The organism is Bradyrhizobium yuanmingense, from assembly GCF_900094575.1.
GTDB classification, from domain to species: Bacteria; Pseudomonadota; Alphaproteobacteria; order Rhizobiales; family Xanthobacteraceae; genus Bradyrhizobium; species Bradyrhizobium yuanmingense.
Genome location: NZ_FMAE01000002.1, coordinates 589,182 through 608,038 on the forward strand (window position 1 = coordinate 589,182; position 18,857 = coordinate 608,038).

Annotated in this window: 19 protein-coding genes; 11 read left to right on the forward strand and 8 right to left on the reverse strand. The window is 65.2% G+C overall.

Annotation, left to right across the window (positions count from 1 at the left end; genetic code table 11):
• Positions 1 to 15: 15 nt before the first annotated feature.
• Both GA0061099_RS07860 and GA0061099_RS07865 read right to left on the reverse strand, forming a co-directional pair.
• Positions 16 to 1,179 (reverse strand): HlyD family secretion protein, encoded by a 1,164-nt coding sequence (locus GA0061099_RS07860; protein ID WP_036023947.1) that lies wholly within the window; start codon positions 1,177 to 1,179, stop codon positions 16 to 18.
• Positions 1,172 to 1,654: a MarR family winged helix-turn-helix transcriptional regulator gene (locus GA0061099_RS07865; protein ID WP_036002289.1), complete on the reverse strand. Its 483-nt coding sequence runs from the start codon at positions 1,652 to 1,654 to the stop codon at positions 1,172 to 1,174. The genes GA0061099_RS07860 and GA0061099_RS07865 overlap by 8 nt, the downstream gene beginning before the upstream one ends.
• A gap of 155 nt (positions 1,655 to 1,809) precedes the next feature.
• Between GA0061099_RS07865 and GA0061099_RS07870 the strand changes: the two genes are divergently transcribed.
• The 4 genes from GA0061099_RS07870 to GA0061099_RS07885 all read left to right on the forward strand — a co-directional run bounded on the left by GA0061099_RS07870 (position 1,810) and on the right by GA0061099_RS07885 (position 5,636).
• The gene (locus tag GA0061099_RS07870) at positions 1,810 to 2,304 is read left to right on the forward strand and encodes a Fur family transcriptional regulator (protein WP_036002259.1); all 495 of its coding nucleotides are present in this window, start codon (positions 1,810 to 1,812) and stop codon (positions 2,302 to 2,304) included.
• 36 nt (positions 2,305 to 2,340) lie between these two features.
• Positions 2,341 to 3,294 carry a DMT family transporter gene (locus tag GA0061099_RS07875; RefSeq protein ID WP_036002256.1) on the forward strand — a complete coding sequence of 318 codons (954 nt, stop codon included), beginning with the start codon at positions 2,341 to 2,343 and terminating at the stop codon, positions 3,292 to 3,294.
• Positions 3,295 to 3,307: 13 nt separating this feature from the next.
• Entirely contained in the window at positions 3,308 to 4,591 is a 1,284-nt protein-coding gene (gene ispG / locus GA0061099_RS07880) for a flavodoxin-dependent (E)-4-hydroxy-3-methylbut-2-enyl-diphosphate synthase (RefSeq protein WP_036023944.1), read from the forward strand.
• Between the two features lie 148 nt (positions 4,592 to 4,739).
• The gene (locus GA0061099_RS07885) at positions 4,740 to 5,636 is read left to right on the forward strand and encodes a TauD/TfdA dioxygenase family protein (protein ID WP_036023943.1); all 897 of its coding nucleotides are present in this window, start codon (positions 4,740 to 4,742) and stop codon (positions 5,634 to 5,636) included.
• A 99-nt stretch (positions 5,637 to 5,735) separates the two neighbouring features.
• On the opposite strand, the gene GA0061099_RS07890 is transcribed toward GA0061099_RS07885, so the two are convergent.
• The gene (locus GA0061099_RS07890) at positions 5,736 to 6,491 is read right to left on the reverse strand and encodes an outer membrane protein (protein WP_036023942.1); all 756 of its coding nucleotides are present in this window, start codon (positions 6,489 to 6,491) and stop codon (positions 5,736 to 5,738) included.
• Positions 6,492 to 6,887: 396 nt separating this feature from the next.
• On the opposite strand from GA0061099_RS07890, the gene GA0061099_RS07895 reads away from it, so the two are divergent.
• Positions 6,888 to 7,700 carry an N-acetylmuramoyl-L-alanine amidase gene (locus GA0061099_RS07895; protein ID WP_036023940.1) on the forward strand — a complete coding sequence of 271 codons (813 nt, stop codon included), beginning with the start codon at positions 6,888 to 6,890 and terminating at the stop codon, positions 7,698 to 7,700.
• 107 nt (positions 7,701 to 7,807) lie between these two features.
• Here GA0061099_RS07895 and GA0061099_RS07900 read toward each other — a convergent pair whose 3' ends face one another.
• From GA0061099_RS07900 to GA0061099_RS07910, 3 genes are all read right to left on the reverse strand, one after another.
• Positions 7,808 to 9,415 carry a Na+/H+ antiporter gene (locus tag GA0061099_RS07900; RefSeq protein ID WP_036023937.1) on the reverse strand — a complete coding sequence of 536 codons (1,608 nt, stop codon included), beginning with the start codon at positions 9,413 to 9,415 and terminating at the stop codon, positions 7,808 to 7,810.
• A 46-nt stretch (positions 9,416 to 9,461) separates the two neighbouring features.
• A complete protein-coding gene (gene bla / locus GA0061099_RS07905) occupies positions 9,462 to 10,319 on the reverse strand; it encodes a class A beta-lactamase (protein ID WP_036023936.1) in 858 nt (285 codons plus the stop codon).
• Positions 10,320 to 10,502: 183 nt separating this feature from the next.
• A complete protein-coding gene (locus tag GA0061099_RS07910) occupies positions 10,503 to 10,877 on the reverse strand; it encodes a nuclear transport factor 2 family protein (protein WP_025033299.1) in 375 nt (124 codons plus the stop codon).
• Between the two features lie 94 nt (positions 10,878 to 10,971).
• Between GA0061099_RS07910 and GA0061099_RS07915 the strand changes: the two genes are divergently transcribed.
• Positions 10,972 to 11,400 carry a GFA family protein gene (locus GA0061099_RS07915; protein ID WP_036023934.1) on the forward strand — a complete coding sequence of 143 codons (429 nt, stop codon included), beginning with the start codon at positions 10,972 to 10,974 and terminating at the stop codon, positions 11,398 to 11,400.
• A gap of 182 nt (positions 11,401 to 11,582) precedes the next feature.
• Entirely contained in the window at positions 11,583 to 13,376 is a 1,794-nt protein-coding gene (locus tag GA0061099_RS07920; protein ID WP_036023933.1) for a caspase family protein, read from the forward strand.
• A gap of 79 nt (positions 13,377 to 13,455) precedes the next feature.
• Here the strand turns inward: GA0061099_RS07920 and GA0061099_RS07925 are convergent, their stop codons facing one another.
• On the reverse strand, positions 13,456 to 14,379 hold the full coding sequence (locus tag GA0061099_RS07925; RefSeq protein WP_036023932.1) for a polyprenyl synthetase family protein: 924 nt from the start codon (positions 14,377 to 14,379) through the stop codon (positions 13,456 to 13,458).
• A gap of 161 nt (positions 14,380 to 14,540) precedes the next feature.
• Between GA0061099_RS07925 and mtgA the strand changes: the two genes are divergently transcribed.
• The 3 genes from mtgA to GA0061099_RS07940 all read left to right on the forward strand — a co-directional run bounded on the left by mtgA (position 14,541) and on the right by GA0061099_RS07940 (position 16,350).
• Positions 14,541 to 15,215: a monofunctional biosynthetic peptidoglycan transglycosylase gene (gene mtgA, locus GA0061099_RS07930; protein ID WP_036002223.1), complete on the forward strand. Its 675-nt coding sequence runs from the start codon at positions 14,541 to 14,543 to the stop codon at positions 15,213 to 15,215.
• Between the two features lie 171 nt (positions 15,216 to 15,386).
• A complete protein-coding gene (gene rpmF, locus GA0061099_RS07935; RefSeq protein WP_007598106.1) occupies positions 15,387 to 15,569 on the forward strand; it encodes a 50S ribosomal protein L32 in 183 nt (60 codons plus the stop codon).
• 139 nt (positions 15,570 to 15,708) lie between these two features.
• Positions 15,709 to 16,350: a hypothetical protein gene (locus GA0061099_RS07940; RefSeq protein WP_036002287.1), complete on the forward strand. Its 642-nt coding sequence runs from the start codon at positions 15,709 to 15,711 to the stop codon at positions 16,348 to 16,350.
• A gap of 226 nt (positions 16,351 to 16,576) precedes the next feature.
• Here the strand turns inward: GA0061099_RS07940 and GA0061099_RS07950 are convergent, their stop codons facing one another.
• Entirely contained in the window at positions 16,577 to 16,837 is a 261-nt protein-coding gene (locus GA0061099_RS07950; protein WP_036002219.1) for a hypothetical protein, read from the reverse strand.
• A 221-nt stretch (positions 16,838 to 17,058) separates the two neighbouring features.
• Here GA0061099_RS07950 and GA0061099_RS07955 point away from each other — a divergent pair, with 221 nt between their 5' ends.
• Positions 17,059 to 18,750: a bifunctional diguanylate cyclase/phosphodiesterase gene (locus GA0061099_RS07955; RefSeq protein ID WP_036023930.1), complete on the forward strand. Its 1,692-nt coding sequence runs from the start codon at positions 17,059 to 17,061 to the stop codon at positions 18,748 to 18,750.
• Positions 18,751 to 18,857 lie beyond the last annotated feature (107 nt).

Below are 18,857 nucleotides of genomic sequence, written 5' to 3' on the forward strand. Positions count from 1 at the left end.
GCGCCAGTCCTTGTCTTATTCTTTATCCTGGCCCGCGGTCGCGGACAGGCCGAGCAGGCCGGCAAGCGACCGCCGATGACCGGTGTCGATGGTGGCGTAGACGCTCATGCCGGCTTTCAGCTTCCGCACATATTTGTCGGTCTCGTCGAAATAGATGCGGATCGGCACGCGCTGCACCACCTTGACGAAATTGCCCATGGCGTTCTGCGGCGGCAGGATCGCGAATTGCGCGCCGGTGCCGGGCGAGAGCGAGCCGATCTTGCCCTTGAACACATGGTTCGGGAATGCGTCGACCTCGAGCGTGACGGACTGGCCTTCGGTGACATAGGTGAGGTCGCTCTCCTTCGGATTGGCGTCGACCCAGGGATGGGCGACGTCGATGATGGAGAACACCGGCGTGCCGGCGGGCACATAGCGGCCGAGCTGAATCTGCTCGACCTGCGTCGCCACTCCATCCATCGGCGCGCGCAGCACGGTGTGGTCGAGGTTGCGCTGCGCGTCATCCAGCTTGGCTTTTGCCTGAGCGTAGGGCGGGAATTGCTCGAGCGGCAGATCAGGGTTGCCGAGCAGCTGGGTCTTTGCGTTGGAGAGCTGCTGCTTGATGTACTGCGCCTGCGCCCCGGCGGTGACCAGTGCGTTGGAGGCGTTGTCGAGATCGAGCTGGGAGCCGAAATTGTTCTTCACCAGCGCCTGCTTGCGCTCGACGTCGCGCTGCTTCAGATCGATGCCCTGCTGGGCGAGGCCCAACATGTCGCCGTAGATCTTGATGTTGGCGACGAGGTTGTCATAGGTCGTGCGCGCCTGCGCGAGCTGCGCCTTGGTCTCCTCGACCGCGAGGCGGAAAGGAACCGGGTCGATCTCGAACAGTTCGTCGCCGCGCTTGACCGACTGGCCTTCCTTGACGATGACTTTCAGGATCTTGCCGGAGATGTCGGGTGTCACCAGCACCTTCTGTGCGCCGACATAGGCATCGTCGGTGCCGACATAGCGGCCCCCATGCAGATAGAAGGTGATGCCGCCGATGGCGACGATGACAGGCAGCACGACCAGGAGCAGGAAACGGCGATAGCGGCGCAGGCCCGCCAGCAGGCGGCGGCGCGGATCGGTGCCGGCCTTCTTGGTCGGCTTGCCGCTGTCGCTCTTCTGCTCGGGCTGCAACTTGACGACCTGATCAGCCATGGCGCTGCTCCTTGCGTGCTTGCTCCGCGCCGGATGCCTGGATCGCGGTTCGCACGTTTTCCTTGATGGTTTCGAGCTGGGTGAGGAGGCGGTGCGCGTCCGCCGGATTGATGCCGTCGAGCGCGTTCGCCGTCAGCTCCGACTTCAGGCCGCTCATGCGGCCGAGCAATTGCCGCCCGGCCTTCTTGAGGTACAGGCGCTTGACCCGGCGATCCGAAGCGTCGCTGCGGCGCTCGATCCAGTCGTTGTCGCAGAGCTTGTCGATCAGCCGTGTCAGCGTGATCGGCTGCATCTCCAGGAGCTCGGCGAGCTCGGACTGCTTCATGCCCTCGCTGCGCTCCACCTTGGCCAGCACCGCCCATTGCGCCCGGGTGATGCCGAAGCGCGAGGCCTCCTTGTCGGCATAGACGCGCAAGAGGCGATAGAGCTCACCGAGCGTGAACAGGAAATTCTGGTCGACCGACCCGCGGCTCATGAGCGTCGTCTCCAATAAGCTTGAATATTATAAGCAAGCTTATGATTAATTCACGGACCGGGGGCGCGGTGCTGTCCCGCGGGAGGAGCATGGCTGGCAGCCGGACGGCTCGTCGTGCTTTGGGTTCCCCCGCCGAAATGCTAGAAGACGGCGACATGAGCCTCGCAAAGCCGGCATTCCCCGCGCCCGACCATGATCACGGCCGCTGCACCGCGGACGCGCTTGCGCATGCCGAGGTGGTCTGCCAGCAGCGCGCGCAGAAATTCACGCCGATCCGCCGCCAGGTGCTGGGTGCCTTGCTCTCTAGCCACCGCCCGCTCGGCGCCTACGAAATCATCGACGAGCTTGCCAAGTCGATGGCGCGGCCGGCACCGATCACGATCTATCGTGCGCTCGACTTCCTGATGGCCAACGGCCTCGTGCATCGCATCGAAAGCCGCAACGCCTATCTCGCTTGCGCAGCCCACGACCACGATTCGACCTCCGCGGTGGCGTTCCTGATCTGCGAGCGCTGCGGCCTGGTCGGCGAGATCTCCTCGGCGTCCTTCGCCAAGGACCTCAACGCCGCCGCGCGCAGCTCAGGCTTCGCGCCAAAGCTGTCTGTGGTGGAGATCACGGGCGTCTGCACGCATTGTCAGAAAATGTCTTGAAGCAACAACGGCGCAAAGCCGGATTTTTGGGAAGAAATGTCCGCACCTCAAGCCATACCGTCCGCCGGCCGTCCCCTCAGTGCCGGCGCCATCGCCCTGATGCTCATGCTATGCCTGACCTGGGGATTCAACCAGATCGCGGTGAAGCTGGTGCTGCCGGACATTCCGCCGATGCTCCAGGCCACCATCCGCTCGATGGGCGCGCTGCCGGTGCTGTTCCTCATCGGCACCTTTCGAGGCGTCAAATTCTTCGAACGTGACGGCACCTGGAAGCCCGGCCTGATCGCCGGGCTGATGTTCGGCATCGAGTTCGTGTTGATCTTCCAGGGGCTGCACTTCACGTCTGCTTCTCGTGCGGTGGTGTTCCTCTACACCGCGCCGTTCTTCGTGGCGCTCGGCTCCTACCAGGTGCTCGGCGAGCGTCTCGGTGGCGCGCAATGGCTCGGCCTTGCCATCAGCTTTGCCGGCGTGGCGCTTGCGATCGGCGTGCCCCAGCCCAATGTCGATTCGCAGGTTCTGCTCGGCGATCTCATGATCGTCGGAGGCGCCGCGCTGTGGGCCGCGACGACGCTGGTTGCCAAGGGCACGCGGCTGCGCTTCGCCGCGCCCGAGAAGGCCCTGGGTTATCAGGTCGCGACCTCGATCCCGATCCTGGGGCTGGCGGCCTGGCTGTTCGGCGAATCCATCACCCACACTCCGTCGCCGCTGTCGCTCGGCCTGATGGCCTTCCAGGCGATCTGGGTGGTCGGAACCACGTTCACGCTTTGGTTCGCGCTGGTGAAGGCCTATTCGGCCAGCAAATTGTCCGCTTTTACCTTCATCACCCCTTTGTTTGGCGTGGTGGGTAGCTATTTCATCATGCACGACACCCTCAGCCTGACATTCGGGGCCGCAGCGGTCCTTGTAATTGCTGGGCTTTTTCTGGTTAACCGTCCCAGCCCATCAGCTGCGGCGCCGCGTGATGCATTGCTGAACGTCACCAAAACCTGATATTTGGACCGCCATGAACAAGCTCGAAAACCCTCTCGATTCAGACATTGCGGGCCCGGCGCCCCGGCATCGGACCACCCAGGTCAAGGTCGGCAACGTCACTGTGGGCGGCGGTGCGCCGATCGTCGTGCAGTCGATGACCAACACCGATACCGCCGATGTCGAAGGCACCATCGCCCAGGTCGCAGCGCTCGCGCTCGCCGGCTCCGAAATGGTCCGCATCACCGTGGACCGCGAGGAGGCCGCAGCCGCCGTTCCGTACATCCGCGACGGCCTCGCCAAGCGCGGCATCACCACGCCGCTGATCGGCGACTTCCACTATATCGGCCACAAGCTGCTCGCGGCCTATCCGGCCTGCGCCGAGGCCCTGGCCAAATACCGCATCAATCCCGGCAATGTCGGCTTCAAGGACAAGCGCGACACCCAGTTCGCCGACATCATCGAGATCGCGAACAAGAACAACAAGCCGGTGCGCATCGGCGCCAATTGGGGCTCGCTCGACCAGGAGCTTTTGACCAAGCTGATGGACGAGAACGCGGCCTCGCCCAATCCGCGCGACGTGCGCGCGGTGACGCGCGAGGCCATGGTGCAGTCGGCGCTGCTCTCGGCGGCGCGCGCCGAAGAGCTCGGCATGCCCAAGGACCGCATCATCCTCTCGGCAAAAGTCTCGGCGGTGCAGGACCTCATCGCGGTCTATCAGGATCTCGCGTCCCGTTCGGACTACGCCATCCATCTCGGTCTCACCGAGGCCGGCATGGGCTCCAAGGGCATCGTTGCGTCCTCGGCCGCGCTCGGCATCCTCTTGCAGCAGGGCATCGGCGACACCATCCGCATCTCGCTGACGCCCGAGCCCGGCGGCGACCGCACCCGCGAGGTGCAGGTCGGCCAGGAGCTCTTGCAGACCATGGGCTTCCGCACTTTCGTGCCGCTGGTTGCCGCCTGCCCAGGCTGCGGCCGCACCACCTCGACCACGTTCCAGGAGCTGGCCCGCTCGATCCAGGATTTCATCCGCGACGAGATGCCGACCTGGAAGACCAAATATCCCGGCGTGGAAGAGCTCAACGTCGCGGTGATGGGCTGCATCGTCAACGGCCCCGGCGAGTCCAAGCACGCCAATATCGGTATCTCGCTGCCCGGCACGGGCGAAGCGCCGGCCGCGCCCGTCTTCGTCGACGGCAAGAAGTTCCGCACGCTGCGCGGCCCGACCATCTCCGCCGACTTCAAGGCGCTGGTGATCGACTACATCGACCAGCGCTACGGCCAAGGCGCCAAGGTGCCGGCTCCTGCGGCAGAGTAGGCGCTCCTCAACATCGGAATCGTAGGGCGGGTTAGCACAGCCTAACCCGCTCTATTTTTTTGCGGGCGCGAGGTGGCGGGTTACGCTTCGCTAACCCGCCCTACGTTGCTACGATGGCTCCCAATCAAGAACGATCGGGAGACACGCCATGAGCTCACTCGCCGGCAAGCAGGGTCCGCGCTATCGCCACACCGCGGACGAAGGCGCGCCTTATGAGACCATCGCCGTCGAAAAGCTCACACCCATCATCGGCGCGGAAATCAGTGGCGTCGATATCGGCAAGCTTGTCGATGGCGATGCCCGCTCCAACCGGCAGATGGACGAGATCCATCGCGCGCTCGCCGAAAACCTCGTTATCTTCTTCCGCGACCAGCACATCACGCCGCAGCAGCATCTCGCCTTCGGCCGCAAGTTCGGCGAGCTGCATTTTCATCCCGCCGCCCCGCATGAGGACGAAGACCCCGCCTTGATGAAGATCTATGCGGACAAGAACTCGCCGCGCGCCAATGGCGAGGGCTGGCACTCCGACGTGTCCTGCGATCTCGAGCCGCCGATGGGCTCGATCCTCTACATCAAGCAATGCCCGCCCCGCGGCGGCGACACGCTGTTTGCCAACATGTACGCGGCCTATGAGGCGCTGTCGGAGCGCATGAAAGCCTATCTCGATGGCCTGACGGCGCTGCACGATGGCGAGCCGATCTATCGCGGCCTTTACGCCAACTATGGCGTCGCCGATCGTCCCTCCTATCCCCATGCCGAGCATCCCGTGGTGCGCACCCATCCGGTCACGGCTAGGAAAGCGCTCTACGTCAACCGCGGCTTCACCCGCCACATCAACGGCATCCCGCGTGACGAGAGCGATGCGATGCTCGCCTATCTCTACCAGCACGCCGAGAACCCGCTGTTCCAGTGCCGCTTCCGCTGGACCGAGAACGCCATCGCCTTCTGGGACAACCGCTGCACCCAGCACCGCGCGATGTGGGACTACTGGCCGCACACACGCTCGGGCACGCGCGTGACGGTGAAGGGAGAGAGGCCGGTCTAATGGGCCGGGCTCGGGAGACCAACATCAATCAGTCAGCTTCGCGCAAAGGAAAGCCCCGGACGCGAGACCGGGGCTTCGTTTGTCGAAGAAGTGCCAAAGTCAGTATTTGGCGACGATCGGGCCACCGAAGCGGTAATTGATGCGGGCGGTGACAATGTCGACATCCTGGCGGATCGTATCACCGCGCGTGACCCCCGGAACGATCGACGAGCTAAAGGTGATGTCGCGATGGCCCATGAACAGGTGATCGTACTCGAGCGCCAGCGACCAGTTCGGCGCAAAACCGAATTCGAAGCCGGTGCCTACGACGCCGCCCCAGCGGGTCTCGTTGGCGCGATCAAACACCAAGTCGATGCTGGTGATCACGCCCTCGTACTTGTCGCGGGTGACCGCGGCGCCGCCCTTCACGTACCAGAGAACGTTGTTCCAGCTGTAGCCGACCTGGCCGGTGAATAGGCCGAACGCATCAACCTTGGAGCGGTTGGTGAAATTGCCGTAGAACAAGCTGGAATTGGAGCCGGTGAAGTCGGCCCAGTTGCCCTGCGCCTCAACACCGAACACCCAATTGGTGGCCTGCCAGCGATAGCCGATCTGACCACCGACGGTGGCGCCGCTCGCATTGTGGCAGCCTTCCCGGAAGGGCGGCGCAACGGTGAAGCCGGCATCGTTGTAGATATCCCAGCACTTGTCGGCCCAGCCACCACCGCCGTTGATGCCGACGTAGAAGCCGCTCCAGTCGTAGATGGGGGCGATTGCGGGTGCCTTGGTGTAGGGTCGGGCTGCAAGGTCAGCGGCCGACGCCGCGCCTGTGAACAGCGCCATCAGAGCGGCGGTTGCGAATGCGAGTTTCTTCATTTGACCCCGTAGACATTCAATGGACGATTCGAATTCAAACCCGCCCTAAATACCGGCTAGTTGCGCGTTCGTCCGTCGCTCCGCCGCAACAGTCGCCGACAATCTCCGCGAGCGCGGGAATCGCGCGATTGCCAGTGCCGCATCGCGCAACGACACAATCGGCATTTTCATTTCGTCTCAAATACTTAGCTGCCGACGCGATGGTCGGCCTGATCGCCCAAGACAGGGGGCGCCCTGGGTCAGACCGCGCGTTGACGCTCGGACCTCCCTGCGTCAAGGTGACCAAAAGCAAAAAGCACCGCCGAAGGTCGCGTCATCTTTCGTCTCGAAAGACTACAACTTCCTCACCGAAAGCGGTGCCGGCACCGGCATGCGTGAGCAGCAGCGGAGTAGCGCTTGAGGCACCTGCGGAGCGTCATCGTCGGGCTGGTCGCCTCGATCGTTCTGTCATCGCTTGCATTCGTCACGGCCGGCGAGGCTGCTATCGCGCGCAAGAGTGCGAGACATGAGCCGAAACCCTCACCTTCATTCAAGTGCGAGACGCCCAAATTCCGGATCGTCGTGGATGTCGGCCACACGCCGGACTCCTACGGTGCATTGAGCGCACGCAACGATCCGGAGTTCGGCTTCAACTTCCGCCTCGCACGGCTCATCACGGCCAAGCTCAAGGCCGAGGGCTTTGCCGCAACCCGCCTGCTCGTCACCGACGGCAAGGCACGGCCGAGCCTGTTCAAGCGCGTCGGCGCTGCAAACGAAGGCCGCGCCGATCTGTTCCTGTCGGTCCATCATGATTCGGTGCCGGACAAGCTGCTCGAGACCTGGGAATTCGACGGCGCAAAGAGCTATTTCAGCGATCGCTTTTCGGGCCACTCGCTGTTCGTGTCGCGGCAGAATCCGCACTTTGCCGCCAGCCTGATGCTGGCCAGGATGATCGGCCGGCAATTGAAGCAGCAGGGCCTGCACTATGCCAGCCAGTACACGCTGCCGGTGATGGGCCGCTACCGGCGCCAGCTGCTCGACAAGGATGTCGGCGTCTACCGCTATGACGGGCTGGTCGTGCTGTCGCGCACGCGAAGCGCCGCCGTGCTGCTCGAGGCGGGCTCGATCATCAATCGCGACGAGGAAATGGAGATGAACTCGCCGGAGCGACACGAGGCGGTCGCACAAGCCGTCGCGGCCGCGATGAGGGAGTTTTGCGAGAGACGGTAGTTGGCCCTGCTGGTTCAGCAGCAGTCATGCGAGCGCAGCGAAGCAATCCAGAGTCCTTCCGCAGAGGCAGTCTGGATTGCTTCGCTACGCTCGCAATGACGAGGAAGCTACAGCGGCCCGGCTCGATATTCCCTATTCGCCAGGCTCGCCTCCTCCAGATCCAGATCGCGCTCGATCCGCCGCCGCGTCTCGTCGGTGATCTGGCCGTCGCGCAGCAGCTTGTGGATGAATTTGCGCTCGGCGGCGATCAGGTCGCGGGTCAGAGCGATGCCGGCGGCAGAGATGTCGTGACGGTTGGGATCGAGCGAGTCCGGGAGCTGGTTGAAGCGGATCTCGTGGCGGGCGCGCAGCAGCCGCATCACCTCGTCGGAAACCTCTTTTTCCGCCGTGAGCGCGTCGAGCGATTTCAGCGCGGCCTCCAGCGCCTGACGGCGCGCGGCGATCTCCGCTTCGTGCTCGGCGGCATGCTCGTGACGACCGGCTTCGGCAACGCCGAGCCACCGCACGATCGGCGGCAGCGTCAGGCCGACGCCGATCAGCGTCACGAAGATGACACCGAAGGCGACGAACAGGATCAGGTCGCGATACGGAAACGCCTCGCCATTCGGCAGCGTGAACGGCAGCGCCAGCGCGGCGGCCAGCGACACCGCGCCGCGCACGCCGGTGAAGGCGAGCACGAATGGCCATTGCCATGGCGGCGAAGGATCGCGCTCGCGCAGCGACCTGGAGAGCATTCGCGGCAGATAAGTTGCGGGATAGAGCCAGGCAAAACGCGCGATCACGACGATCACCAGGACCAATGCGGTTGCGATGAGAATGTCGTCGAGCGGAAAAGTCTTTGATTTCTCGTAGAGCGCGCGCATCTGGAAACCGGTGAGCAAGAACAGCATGCCCTCGATCAGGTAGATCACGAGATCCCAGAAGAAGATGCCTTGCAGGCGCGTCGCCGAGGAGATCAGCAATGGGCCGTTCCAGCTGACATAGAGCCCGCAGGCCACCGTTGCGATCACGCCGGAGCCGCCGATATGCTCGGGCAGCCAGTACGAGACATAGGGCGTGATCAGCGACAGCGTCAGCTCGACCTGCGGATCTCCAGACCATTTGCGAAGGCGCAAGGAGAGCCAGCCGACGCCGATGCCGAAGGCGATCTCGCCGGCGACGATGAGGAGGAATTCACCGGCCGCGAGCGGCAGTGAGAAATGGCCGACGAGGATCGCGGCGAGCGCGAAGCGGTAGAGGATCAGCGCGGTGGCGTCGTTGGCGAGACCTTCGCCTTCGAGCACGACCAGGATGCGGCGCGGCATGTTCAGCCGGCGCGCGATCGCGAGCGGCGCCACCACATCGGGCGGCGCGACGATGGCCCCGAGCAGGAAGCCGACGGTCCAGGGCAGGCCGATCATGTAGTGTGTGGCGGCCGCCACCATCGCCGTGGTGAAGATCACGGCGCCGACCGCGAGCAGCACGATCGGACGCAGGTTCTTCTTGAATTCGCGCCAGCTCATCGCGACGCTGGCCGAGTAGATCAGTGGTGGCAGCACCACCAGCAGCACCAGCTCCGGCGGCAGCTCCACAGTCGGCATGCCCGGCACGAAAGCGAGGCCGACGCCCGCCAGCATCAGCAGGATGGCAGGGGCGACGTTGAAGCGTCGCGCGGCCAGTGCCACGCCTGCCAGCACGGCCAGCAGGATGAGAAAGGTCTGAAACTTCGCTTCCATGATGGTCTGTCTTGACCCGGAAGCGACGGCTAGGTCAATGCGCGGCTCACGCCAGCCGTTCGGCCACCATCCGCCCAATCCGCGCGAACGCGGATGTGATCTGCGCCGCGCTCGGCGTGCCGCCTTGGGTATAGGCCGCGATCAGGATCGGCGTATCCGGCTTCGGCCAGGCGACCGCGATGTCGCCCGAGGCGTCCTTGCCGTTGTTGCCGGTCTTGTCGCCGATCTTCCAGCCTGCCGGGAGTCCGCCACGCAGGCGATTTGCGCCGGTCTTGCAGTTCACCATCCAGTCGGTGAGCAGGGCCCGCGAAGCAGGCGACAGCGCCTCGCCCGCGACCAGCCGGCGCAAATTTCCCGCCATCGCTGCCGGCGTCGTGGTGTCCCGGGGGTCGCCGGGTTGCGAGCGGTTGAGCTCGGGCTCGTTGTGGTCGAGCCGCGAGGTGGTATCTCCGAGCGACCGCCAGAATGCGGTCAGCGCGGCGGGGCCGCCGATCCGCGCCAGCAGCAGATTGGCGCAGGTGTTGTCGCTGAGCTCGACGATGGCCTTGCACATCTCGCCGACCGACATCTTGCCGGCCGCGAGATGTTCCCTCGCCACCGGGGCGTATTCCAGCAGATCCGCCTGGCCATAGCGGATCATGGCCGCGAGTTGCTCCTCGCCGCGATCGACCCGCGCCAGCACGCTGGCTGCGAGCGAAGCCTTGAACGTCGAGCACATCACGAACCGTTCGTCGGCGCGCCAGGCAAGCTTCTTGCCGGTTGCGAGATTCTCCGCATAGAGCCCGATCCGCCCGCCGCTCTCGCGCTCGTAGGATTCGAATTCTGATGGGGCATCCCCGGCGAGCGCAGGGGAGGCGGCCAACCAGGCGAATGAGGCGAGCAGGGAGCGGCGGTCGACAAGCATGGTGATTTCCAGGCGCGCAGGGGTGGGAGATGGAGCGGACGCTGCATCCGCGTCGTCATTGCGAGCGCAGCGAAGCAATCCAGACTGTCTCCGCGGTGAGATTCTGGATTGCTTCGCTGCGTTCGCAACGACGGAGAATTGGATAGCGAGTGCGTCCGAATTCGGGCAGCAGGACGGCGCCCGTCACTCCCTCAAATCATATCGGTACGACTTCGACACGATCTGCCAGCCGTCGGCGAGCTTCATCGCCACGAGATAGTCGGTGAAATAGCGCGGCGGCAGCTGGCAGCGCACCTTGATGAAAGCGGTCTTATCGTCCGAGCGGTCGATGGTGACGATGAAGTCCTCGCGCGGCTTGCCTTCGGCCTTGGCCGAGGCGCGCTTGCGCACGCGGTCGAGCCAGTCCGGCACGGTCAGAACCTGGAGCTCGCCCTTTTCGACCCAGCGCAGATCGGCGGAGGGATGGAAGATGGCGCCGAGCTTGTCGGCGTCGCCCTCGTAAAGTCCGTCAAAATAGGATTGCACGACGGCTTCGACGCTCGACCGGTCCTGGCTCATGGATCGTTCCTTTGCATGATGGCTTCGGGCCAACTTAGTCGTACACGTTGAGATGCGCTATGGGTGTGTCAGCGATTTGCGTGAAGGCGTCACGATGACAGAATCAGAAAATTCGAACGCTCGCATTCTTGTCGGCGAATGCTTTTGCCGCGCCGTGCGCTTCGAGGTGGCCGATGCGTTCGCCTATGCGATGAACTGCCACTGCTCGAACTGCCGGCGCACCACCGGTGCCGCCTTCAAGCCCTTCGCCGGCATCCGGCAAGACAGGCTTCGTATTGTCAGGGGTGGCGACCTCCGGATGATTTTCGGCGACGACACCACCCATGACGCGCATTGTGGCCGCTGCGGCTCGCTGCTCTATTCCCGGGTCCGAGAAGGAGAGTGGGTCCACGTCGCCATGGGAACCCTGGTCGATGCCCCCTCCATCCGGCCGAGCGCCCATATTTTCGTCGGCTCGAAGGCGCCCTGGCATGAAATTACGGACGACCTGCCGCAATATCGGGAGCACATCGGGGTTGTCTGACGGAACCCGGTCCGCACCGCCGTCCGTTGGCGAACCGCGACAGCGCTGGCGCGACAAACAAGAGAGGTCGTACGGCCTGCCGTCGGGGTCCGCTTCGTGACCTCCATCACAAGCGCCGGCGGAGGATGTTGCTAAAGCGGTCCCAAAGGGCCGGACGGCCCGGAACCATCGGAAGTCGTGTCATGCGCAGCTTGCTCAGACTTTGTCCGCTTTTCGTCGCCCTCGGCCTGATGTTCGGCGCCGGGCCGGCTGTTGCCGGAAAGCGCGTGGCGCTGGTGCTGGCCAATTCGGCCTATCAGCACGCGCCCTCGCTCGCCAATCCCGTCAATGACGGGTCGGTGATGGCCAAGACCCTGAAGGAGGCCGGCTTCGACGTCGTCGACTCCCGGCACGATCTGTCGGCGCTGGAGACACGGCGCGTGCTGCGCGACTTCGCCGACGCGACCCGCGACGCCGAAATCGCCGTGGTCTACTACGCCGGCCACGGCATCGAGGTGGAGGGCTCGAACTATCTGATCCCGGTGGATGCCAAGCTCGAGCGGGACACTGACGTCTTTGACGAGGCGCTCTCCCTCGACCGTGTCCTGGTCGCGGTCGAGCCCGCCAAGCAATTGCGTCTGGTGATCCTCGATGCCTGCCGCGACAATCCGTTCAGCAAGCGGATGAAGCGCACGGTCGCTTCGCGCGGCATCGGCCGCGGCCTCGCCCAGGTCGAGCCGTCCAGCCCAAACACGCTGATCGCCTATTCGGCCAAGGCCGGCTTCACCGCGCAGGACGGCGACGGTGCCAACAGCCCGTTCACCATCGCGCTGTCGAAGCATCTGACGACGCCGGGCCTCGACGTCCGCCGCGCCTTCGGCTTCGTGCGCGACGATGTGCTGAAGTCCACCGGCAACAAGCAAGAGCCGTTCGTCTACGGCTCGCTGGGTGGCGAGGACGTGCCGCTGGTGCCGGTCAAGCTGGCGCCGGCGGCGCCCGTAGCCAATCCCCAGGCCGATATCCGCCGCGACTACGAGCTCGCGCTCCAGGTCGGCAACCGGCCGGCGTGGGAAGCCTTCCTCGCCCAGCATCCCGACGGGTTCTATGCCAGCCTCGCCAAGCTCCAGCTCGAGAAGATCGGCGCGGAGCAGGCGCATGCGGCGGCGATCGCGAAAGCGAAGCAGGCCGAGGCCGAGCGCGACCGCCTCGCTGCGCTCGGCGCGCAGAAGGATGCGCAAGCCAGGGCCGCGGCCGATGCGAAGGCCGCCGAGCAGGCGCAGCTTGCTGCGCAGAAGGCCAAGGAGCAGGCCCAGCAGCAGGCGGCCGCCGCCGAGCAGCAGCGCGTCAACCTCGCCGCCACGGCGCCGGGCGTTGCGCCGGGCAACACCACGAGCGCCTCCGGCACCAACGTCGCCGCGCTCACCCCGGCGACCGCGCCGGCTGACCTCAACCGCTCGGTGCAGAGCGAGCTCGGCCGCGTCGGCTGCTTCTCCGGGCAGGCCGACGGCAATTGGAATACGTCCTCGCAGCGGTCGCTGTCGCAGTTCAACCGCTATGCCGGCACCAAGCTCGACGTGAAGGTGGCGAGCACCGACGCGCTCGATGCGGTCAAGGCCAAGCCGTCGCGGGTCTGCCCGCTGGTCTGCGAGCACGGTTTCAAGGCCGAGGGCGACAAGTGCACCAGGATCGTTTGCGGCAACGGCTATGTCCTGAACGACGACAATGAATGCGAGAAGAAGCGCGCGGCCAAGCCCGCGTCAAAGCCCGCGACCTCGCGGCGCGACGACGGCGAGGACCGCCCCGCACGGCAGCGGGCCGGTGCTGCAGCGGGCGGCTACGGTGCAGCCGCGGCGGCTGGCGCGGGCCGTGCCTCGAGCGGCAGTGGTCAGATCTTTTGCAACGCTCTGCTCTGCCGGCCGGTCAGGCCCGGTTGCCGCCTCGTTTATCGCGGCGGCGGCGGCCCCCACGTCGACGCCAATGTCGAGGTCTGCAACTGAAATGGCACGGCTTTCCTGACCACTCGAACAATAACCTAAAGCGCGATGACGATTCATCCTAATCGCATCGCGCTTTAGCTCAGTTCTTCCGCTCGGCCACGAAACGCGCGGCGGACTGCAAAATTGCGGCGCGGTCGCCGAAGATCGAGACGGCGCTGTCGGCGCGCGCGAGCAGGTCGCGCACGCGCTGCTTGGCGCCTTCGATCCCGAGCTGGGTCACGAAGGTGGTCTTGCCGAGCGCGGCATCGGCGCCGGCCGGCTTGCCGAGCGCGGCCGCATCGCCCTCGACGTCGAGCAGATCGTCGGCGATCTGGAAGGCTTCGCCGAGCGCGCGGCCGTAATCGTCGAGCGCCTGATATTCCGCCTTCGAGGCCTGGCCGAGGATCGCGCCGGCAATGCAGCCGTAGCGCAAGAGCGCGCCGGTCTTCATCTGCTGGATACGGGCGACGTCGATCGGCTCGTTGCCGCCAAAGCGGCCTTCGCCGGCGAGATCGAGGATCTGGCCACCGACCATGCCGCCGATGCCGGCGCAGCGCGCCAGTGCACGCGTCAAGAGCAGCCGCACATTGGCGTCGCGATGGACCTCGTCGCGGGTGATGATGTCGAAGGCGAGCGTCAGGAGGCCGTCGCCGGCGAGGATCGCGGTGGCGTCATCGGTCTGCTTGTGCAGCGTGGGGCGGCCGCGGCGCAGGTCCGAATTGTCCATGGCCGGCAGGTCGTCATGGATCAGCGAATAGCAATGGATGCATTCGAGCGCGGCGCCCACGAGCAGGGCCGCCTCGCGCGGCACGCCGAACACGGCGGCGCTCTCGACCACCAGGAACGGCCGCAGGCGCTTGCCGCCGTTCAGGCTCGAATAGCGCATTGCGTCCATCAGTCGCTTGGGCCGGGCGATTTCGTCATGCAGGATGTCGTCCGACAGCAGGCGCCCGAGCAGGGCTTCGGTGTCATCAGCGGTCTTGTCCAGACGTTTGGCGAAATCGGACGGGGACGTGCCGGTCATCAAGAAGGGCTCCAGAACTAAAATTCGGCGGGACAATCCTTTATGCGCCCGCGCCAGTCAATCGTTTGGAAGGCCTAAAAAGTGCTGGAAAAGGCCCGAATTATCACAGACTTAATGCTCCAGCCCGTGGCCGCTCGTCAGTTCGTGCCGGAAAGGTCGATTTGCGCATCGTCAAAATCCTGCTGGTGGTGCTCGCGCTCGTGGTCCTCGCGCCCTATGTGATCGCGCCGTTCTACCGCACCGGCCACCCAGTTTCGACGCTGATGGCCTGGCGCAGCCTGCGGGGCGCGCCGATGCAGCGGGAGTGGATCGATCTCGCTGATATGTCGCCCTCTCTGCCGCGCGCGGTGGTGGCGGCCGAGGATGCCCATTTCTGCAAGCATCACGGCATCGATTGGGGGGCGCTGCGCGAGGCGATCGACGACGCCAGGGAGGACGGCACCGCCTTCCGGGGCGCCTCCACCATCACCCAGCAGGTCGCGAAGAACCTGTTCCTGTGGCAGGGGCGCGACTTCGTTCGCAAGGCGCTCGAATTCCCGCTGGCGCTTTGGATCGACCTCGTCTTGCCCAAGCAGCGGATTCTCGAAATCTACCTCAACATCGCCGAGCTCGGCCCGCAGGGGCAGTTCGGGGTCGAGGCGGCCAGCGCCTATGCCTTCGGCAAATCGGCCGAAAGCCTCTCGCCCCGCGAGGCGGCGCTTCTGGCCTCGATCCTGCCGAATCCGGTCAAGCGCAGCGCCCGGACCCCGGGACCGGGCGTCCGGCGGCTGGCAGCCACCTATATGGCGCGGGGGCAGGCGAGCTCGCTTGCGACCTGTTGGCGGGAAAATCGCTGATTTTTGGCCCGTTCCGGGCGCATTTTCCGGCCCAAGAGCCTAGCTTTACGGCCAGCCTTCCTCTATAAGCGCGGCCTTGATCGGCATTCAGCTCGCCTCGTTATTTGCGGGTGCTGAGCCGTCCCTTCGCGGACGATGCCCTGATGACACCAATCCCTAGAGGATACTGAAATGGCCGTTCCGAGAAGAAAAACCTCGCCGTCGCGCCGTGGCATGCGCCGCTCGGCGGACGCCATCAAGAAGCCGACCTATGTGGAAGACAAGGACTCCGGCGAGCTCCGTCGTCCGCACCATCTCGACCTCAAGACCGGCATGTACAAGGGCCGCCAGGTCCTGAAGAAGAAAGAGTCCTGAAGCCAGGATCTTTCTCGGGCGGGAGATCGGACCCGCCCGATTCGGCCAACCCATGAGATAGACGGTGATGGCGGCGGAGCGGATGCTTCGCCGCTGCATTGTTCTGTCCGGATATCTTGATCGAGAAGGCATCAAGCCGATGGTCGGTTTCCCGCTGCTCCTGATTCCGCTCGCGGTCTACAACATCATCGCCTTCCTGATGCCGACCGTGTCCTTCACGGACGTGCTGTTCAAGGTGCCTATGGTGTCCGGAGAGGTCTGGCCGGTCACGCTCGCCGATCTCCTGCTCGCGCTCGGCATCGTTCTGCTGCTGCTCGAGGTGGTCAAGGGTGCGCGGCCGGGCTCGAAATTCCTGATGGATCATTTGCTGTCGCTGATCATCTTCGGCGCGGCCGCTGCCGAATTCGTGATGTGGCCCAAATTCGGCAACTCCACCTTCTTTCTGCTGGTGCTGCTGGCGATGGCGGACTTCTTCGCTGGCATCGCCCAGCGCACGCGCCGCCGCGTCACCTATGTCGCCGAGACCACGGTGCCGGCCCCTCGTAAGGCCAAGCGCAGGGCCGAAGCGCCGGCGGAAGACGTGGAGTCCGAGCGCAAGTTCGAGCCGGTGATCGCGCCGCAGCCGGCGCCGGCCGCACCTACCGCGCAATCCGTCGCCGAATCCGTGCTGATGGATCACCCGGCGCCCAAGCCCGTGCAGGGCGCCCCCTCGCCGGAAATTCCCTCGCCGCAGCTGCAGCCGGGGAACGGCACGCCGTCTTCCGACACGCCGCCGCGCTGATTTCTCTGAATTGGCTCGCATCTCACCGCCGCGGCAGTGTGCTCCCTTGCCCCGTTCTTACGGGGAGTGGGTTGGGGTGAGGGGCCTCTCTCCGCGGATGCGATAGCCGCGGGACCTGTACCCCCTCACCCGGATCGCACCGGACGATGCTTCGCATCGCCGAGGCGATCCGACCTCTCCCCGCAAGCGGCGAGAGGTAAGAAGCGCGCTCTCACTTCAATCAATCTTAAGCTACCTGACGCGTGCGCGCGCTGACGGTTCCGAGCGGGCGCTTGCTGCCATAGGCCATCAGCGCATCCTCGGAGGAGGCGCGGCGGAGCCGGCTCGTTTGCGGCAGCTGCTCGGCATTGGCGATCAATTGTGTGACGAAGCTCGGATCGGGGCGGGGCAGGGGCACCTTATGGACCCACCGCAACGTCGGCATCAGCGGCACCAAGGCCGTGCCTGTGCCGTTGTCCGCCGCGTCCGATCGATCAGTACTCAACATCGCAATCACCGTTGATCCGGCGAGACTGTCGCGTTTCGAGACGCGGGGGCCGGCGCGAGTCCTGTACTCGCAAGGCCTATGCCGGCCGGGCCGGTTTGGTTCCGACGCCTTCGGAAACGTGGTTTCCAAATTGTTTATCAACTTTGCCTAGGTTCGGCAGCGAATCTGGCTCTATCCTGTGCCGGCTCAGGACTTCTCCACTGTCCCGAAACGAGGCGACTTTGACCCCTGGATTGCCGCAAGCCTCCGACATCCTGGCCGCGCTCGGTCAGGCCGTGTTCGCCTGGGACATCGCCAGCGATGCCATCGTCTGGGGTGAGCAGGTCAGCGCCGTTTTCCCCGGCATTCCCGCCGAGCGGCTTTCGACCGGCGCCGAATTCGCCAAGCTGATCGAGCCCGCGCAAACGCTGCGGACGGCGGCGCTGGCACTGACGTCCCCGGTGCACGGCGCCGACGGCACCCCTTACCGAATCGAGTACGGCGTGCGCATGAGCGCCTCCGATCCCGTGATCTGGATCGAGGAGACCGGCCGCTGGTTCGCAGGTCCCGACGGCCGTCCCACGCGAGCGATCGGCTCCGTCCGCATCAACAATGAGCGCCACGCCCGGGACGAGGAATTGAGCAGGCTGGCCCGGCTCGATCCGCTGACCGGCGAGCTCAACCGCTCGCATCTGATCGCGGCGCTGGCCGAGGCGATCGAGGAGACCACGCGCTTCCGCTCGACAGCGGCCTTCATGCTGGTCGGCATCGATCATCTCGCCCGCGTCAACGATGCTTTCGGCTTCGACGTCGCAGACGCCGTGATCCTCGACGTCGCCAAGCGCATTCGCGCGCGCCTGCGCGGCGGCGACGTGCTGGGGCGCTTCTCCGGCAACAAGTTCGGCCTGATCCTGAAGAACTGCACCGTCGACGACATGAACGTGGCCGCCGAGCGCTTCCTCGCCGGCATCCGCGACGAGGTGGTGCCGACCAAATCCGGTCCGGTCTCGGTCACCGCCTCGATCGGCGCGGTCAGCCTGCCGCGTTATGCCCGCAACACCGACGAGGCCGTCAACCGCGCCCATGAGACGCTGGACGCCGCCAAGCGCCGCCGCTCCGGCTCGTTCGCGGCCTGGCGTCCGGATGCCGCGCGCGACGCACAGCGCCGCGTCAACATCCGCGTCACCGACGAGATCGTCACCGCGCTCAACGAGCGCCGCATCAGGCTCGCCTATGAGCCCGTCGTCTCGGCTGTCTCGCGCGAGCGCGCATTCCATGAATGCCTGGTGCGGATGGACCAGGGCGACGGCCAGGTGCTGCTCGCGCCCGACATCGTGCCGGTCGCCGAACGGCTCGGCCTGATCCGCCTGGTCGATCACCGCGTGCTCGAGCTCGTGGTCGCCGAGCTCGCGGCGGCGCCCGACGTCTGCCTCAGCCTCAACATCTCGCCGGATACGACCATGGATCCGGACTGGTGGGCGGGGATCGAATCGCTGATGCTGGCCCATCCCGGCGTCGCCGAGCGGCTGATCGTCGAGATCACCGAGACGGTCGCGATCCAGGACATCGACGACGTCCGCGCCTTCGTCAGCCGCCTCAAGCATTTCGGCAGCCGCATCGCCATCGACGATTTCGGCGCCGGCTACACCTCGTTCCGCAATTTGCGCAATCTCGGCGTGGACATCGTCAAGATCGACGGCGCCTTCGTGCAGAACATCACCCATTCCGCCGACGACCGCGCCTTCGTGCAGACCCTGATCGACCTCGCCCGCCGCCTCGACATCAAGACCGTCGCCGAATGGGTGCAGGACGACGAAGCCGCAAACATGTTGCGCGACTGGGGCTGCGACTACATCCAGGGCCGCCTGATCGGGCTGGCTTCGGCGGAACGCCCGTGGGGCGTGCCGCCGGATGCGCTGCCTGCGGCGAGCTGAGATGGCGTAGGGTGGGTTAGCCGAAGGCGTAACCCACCACTTTCTCTCCGCGTCGAGAGAGAAGCGGTGGATTACGCCTTCGGCTAATCCACCCTACCGACTACGAG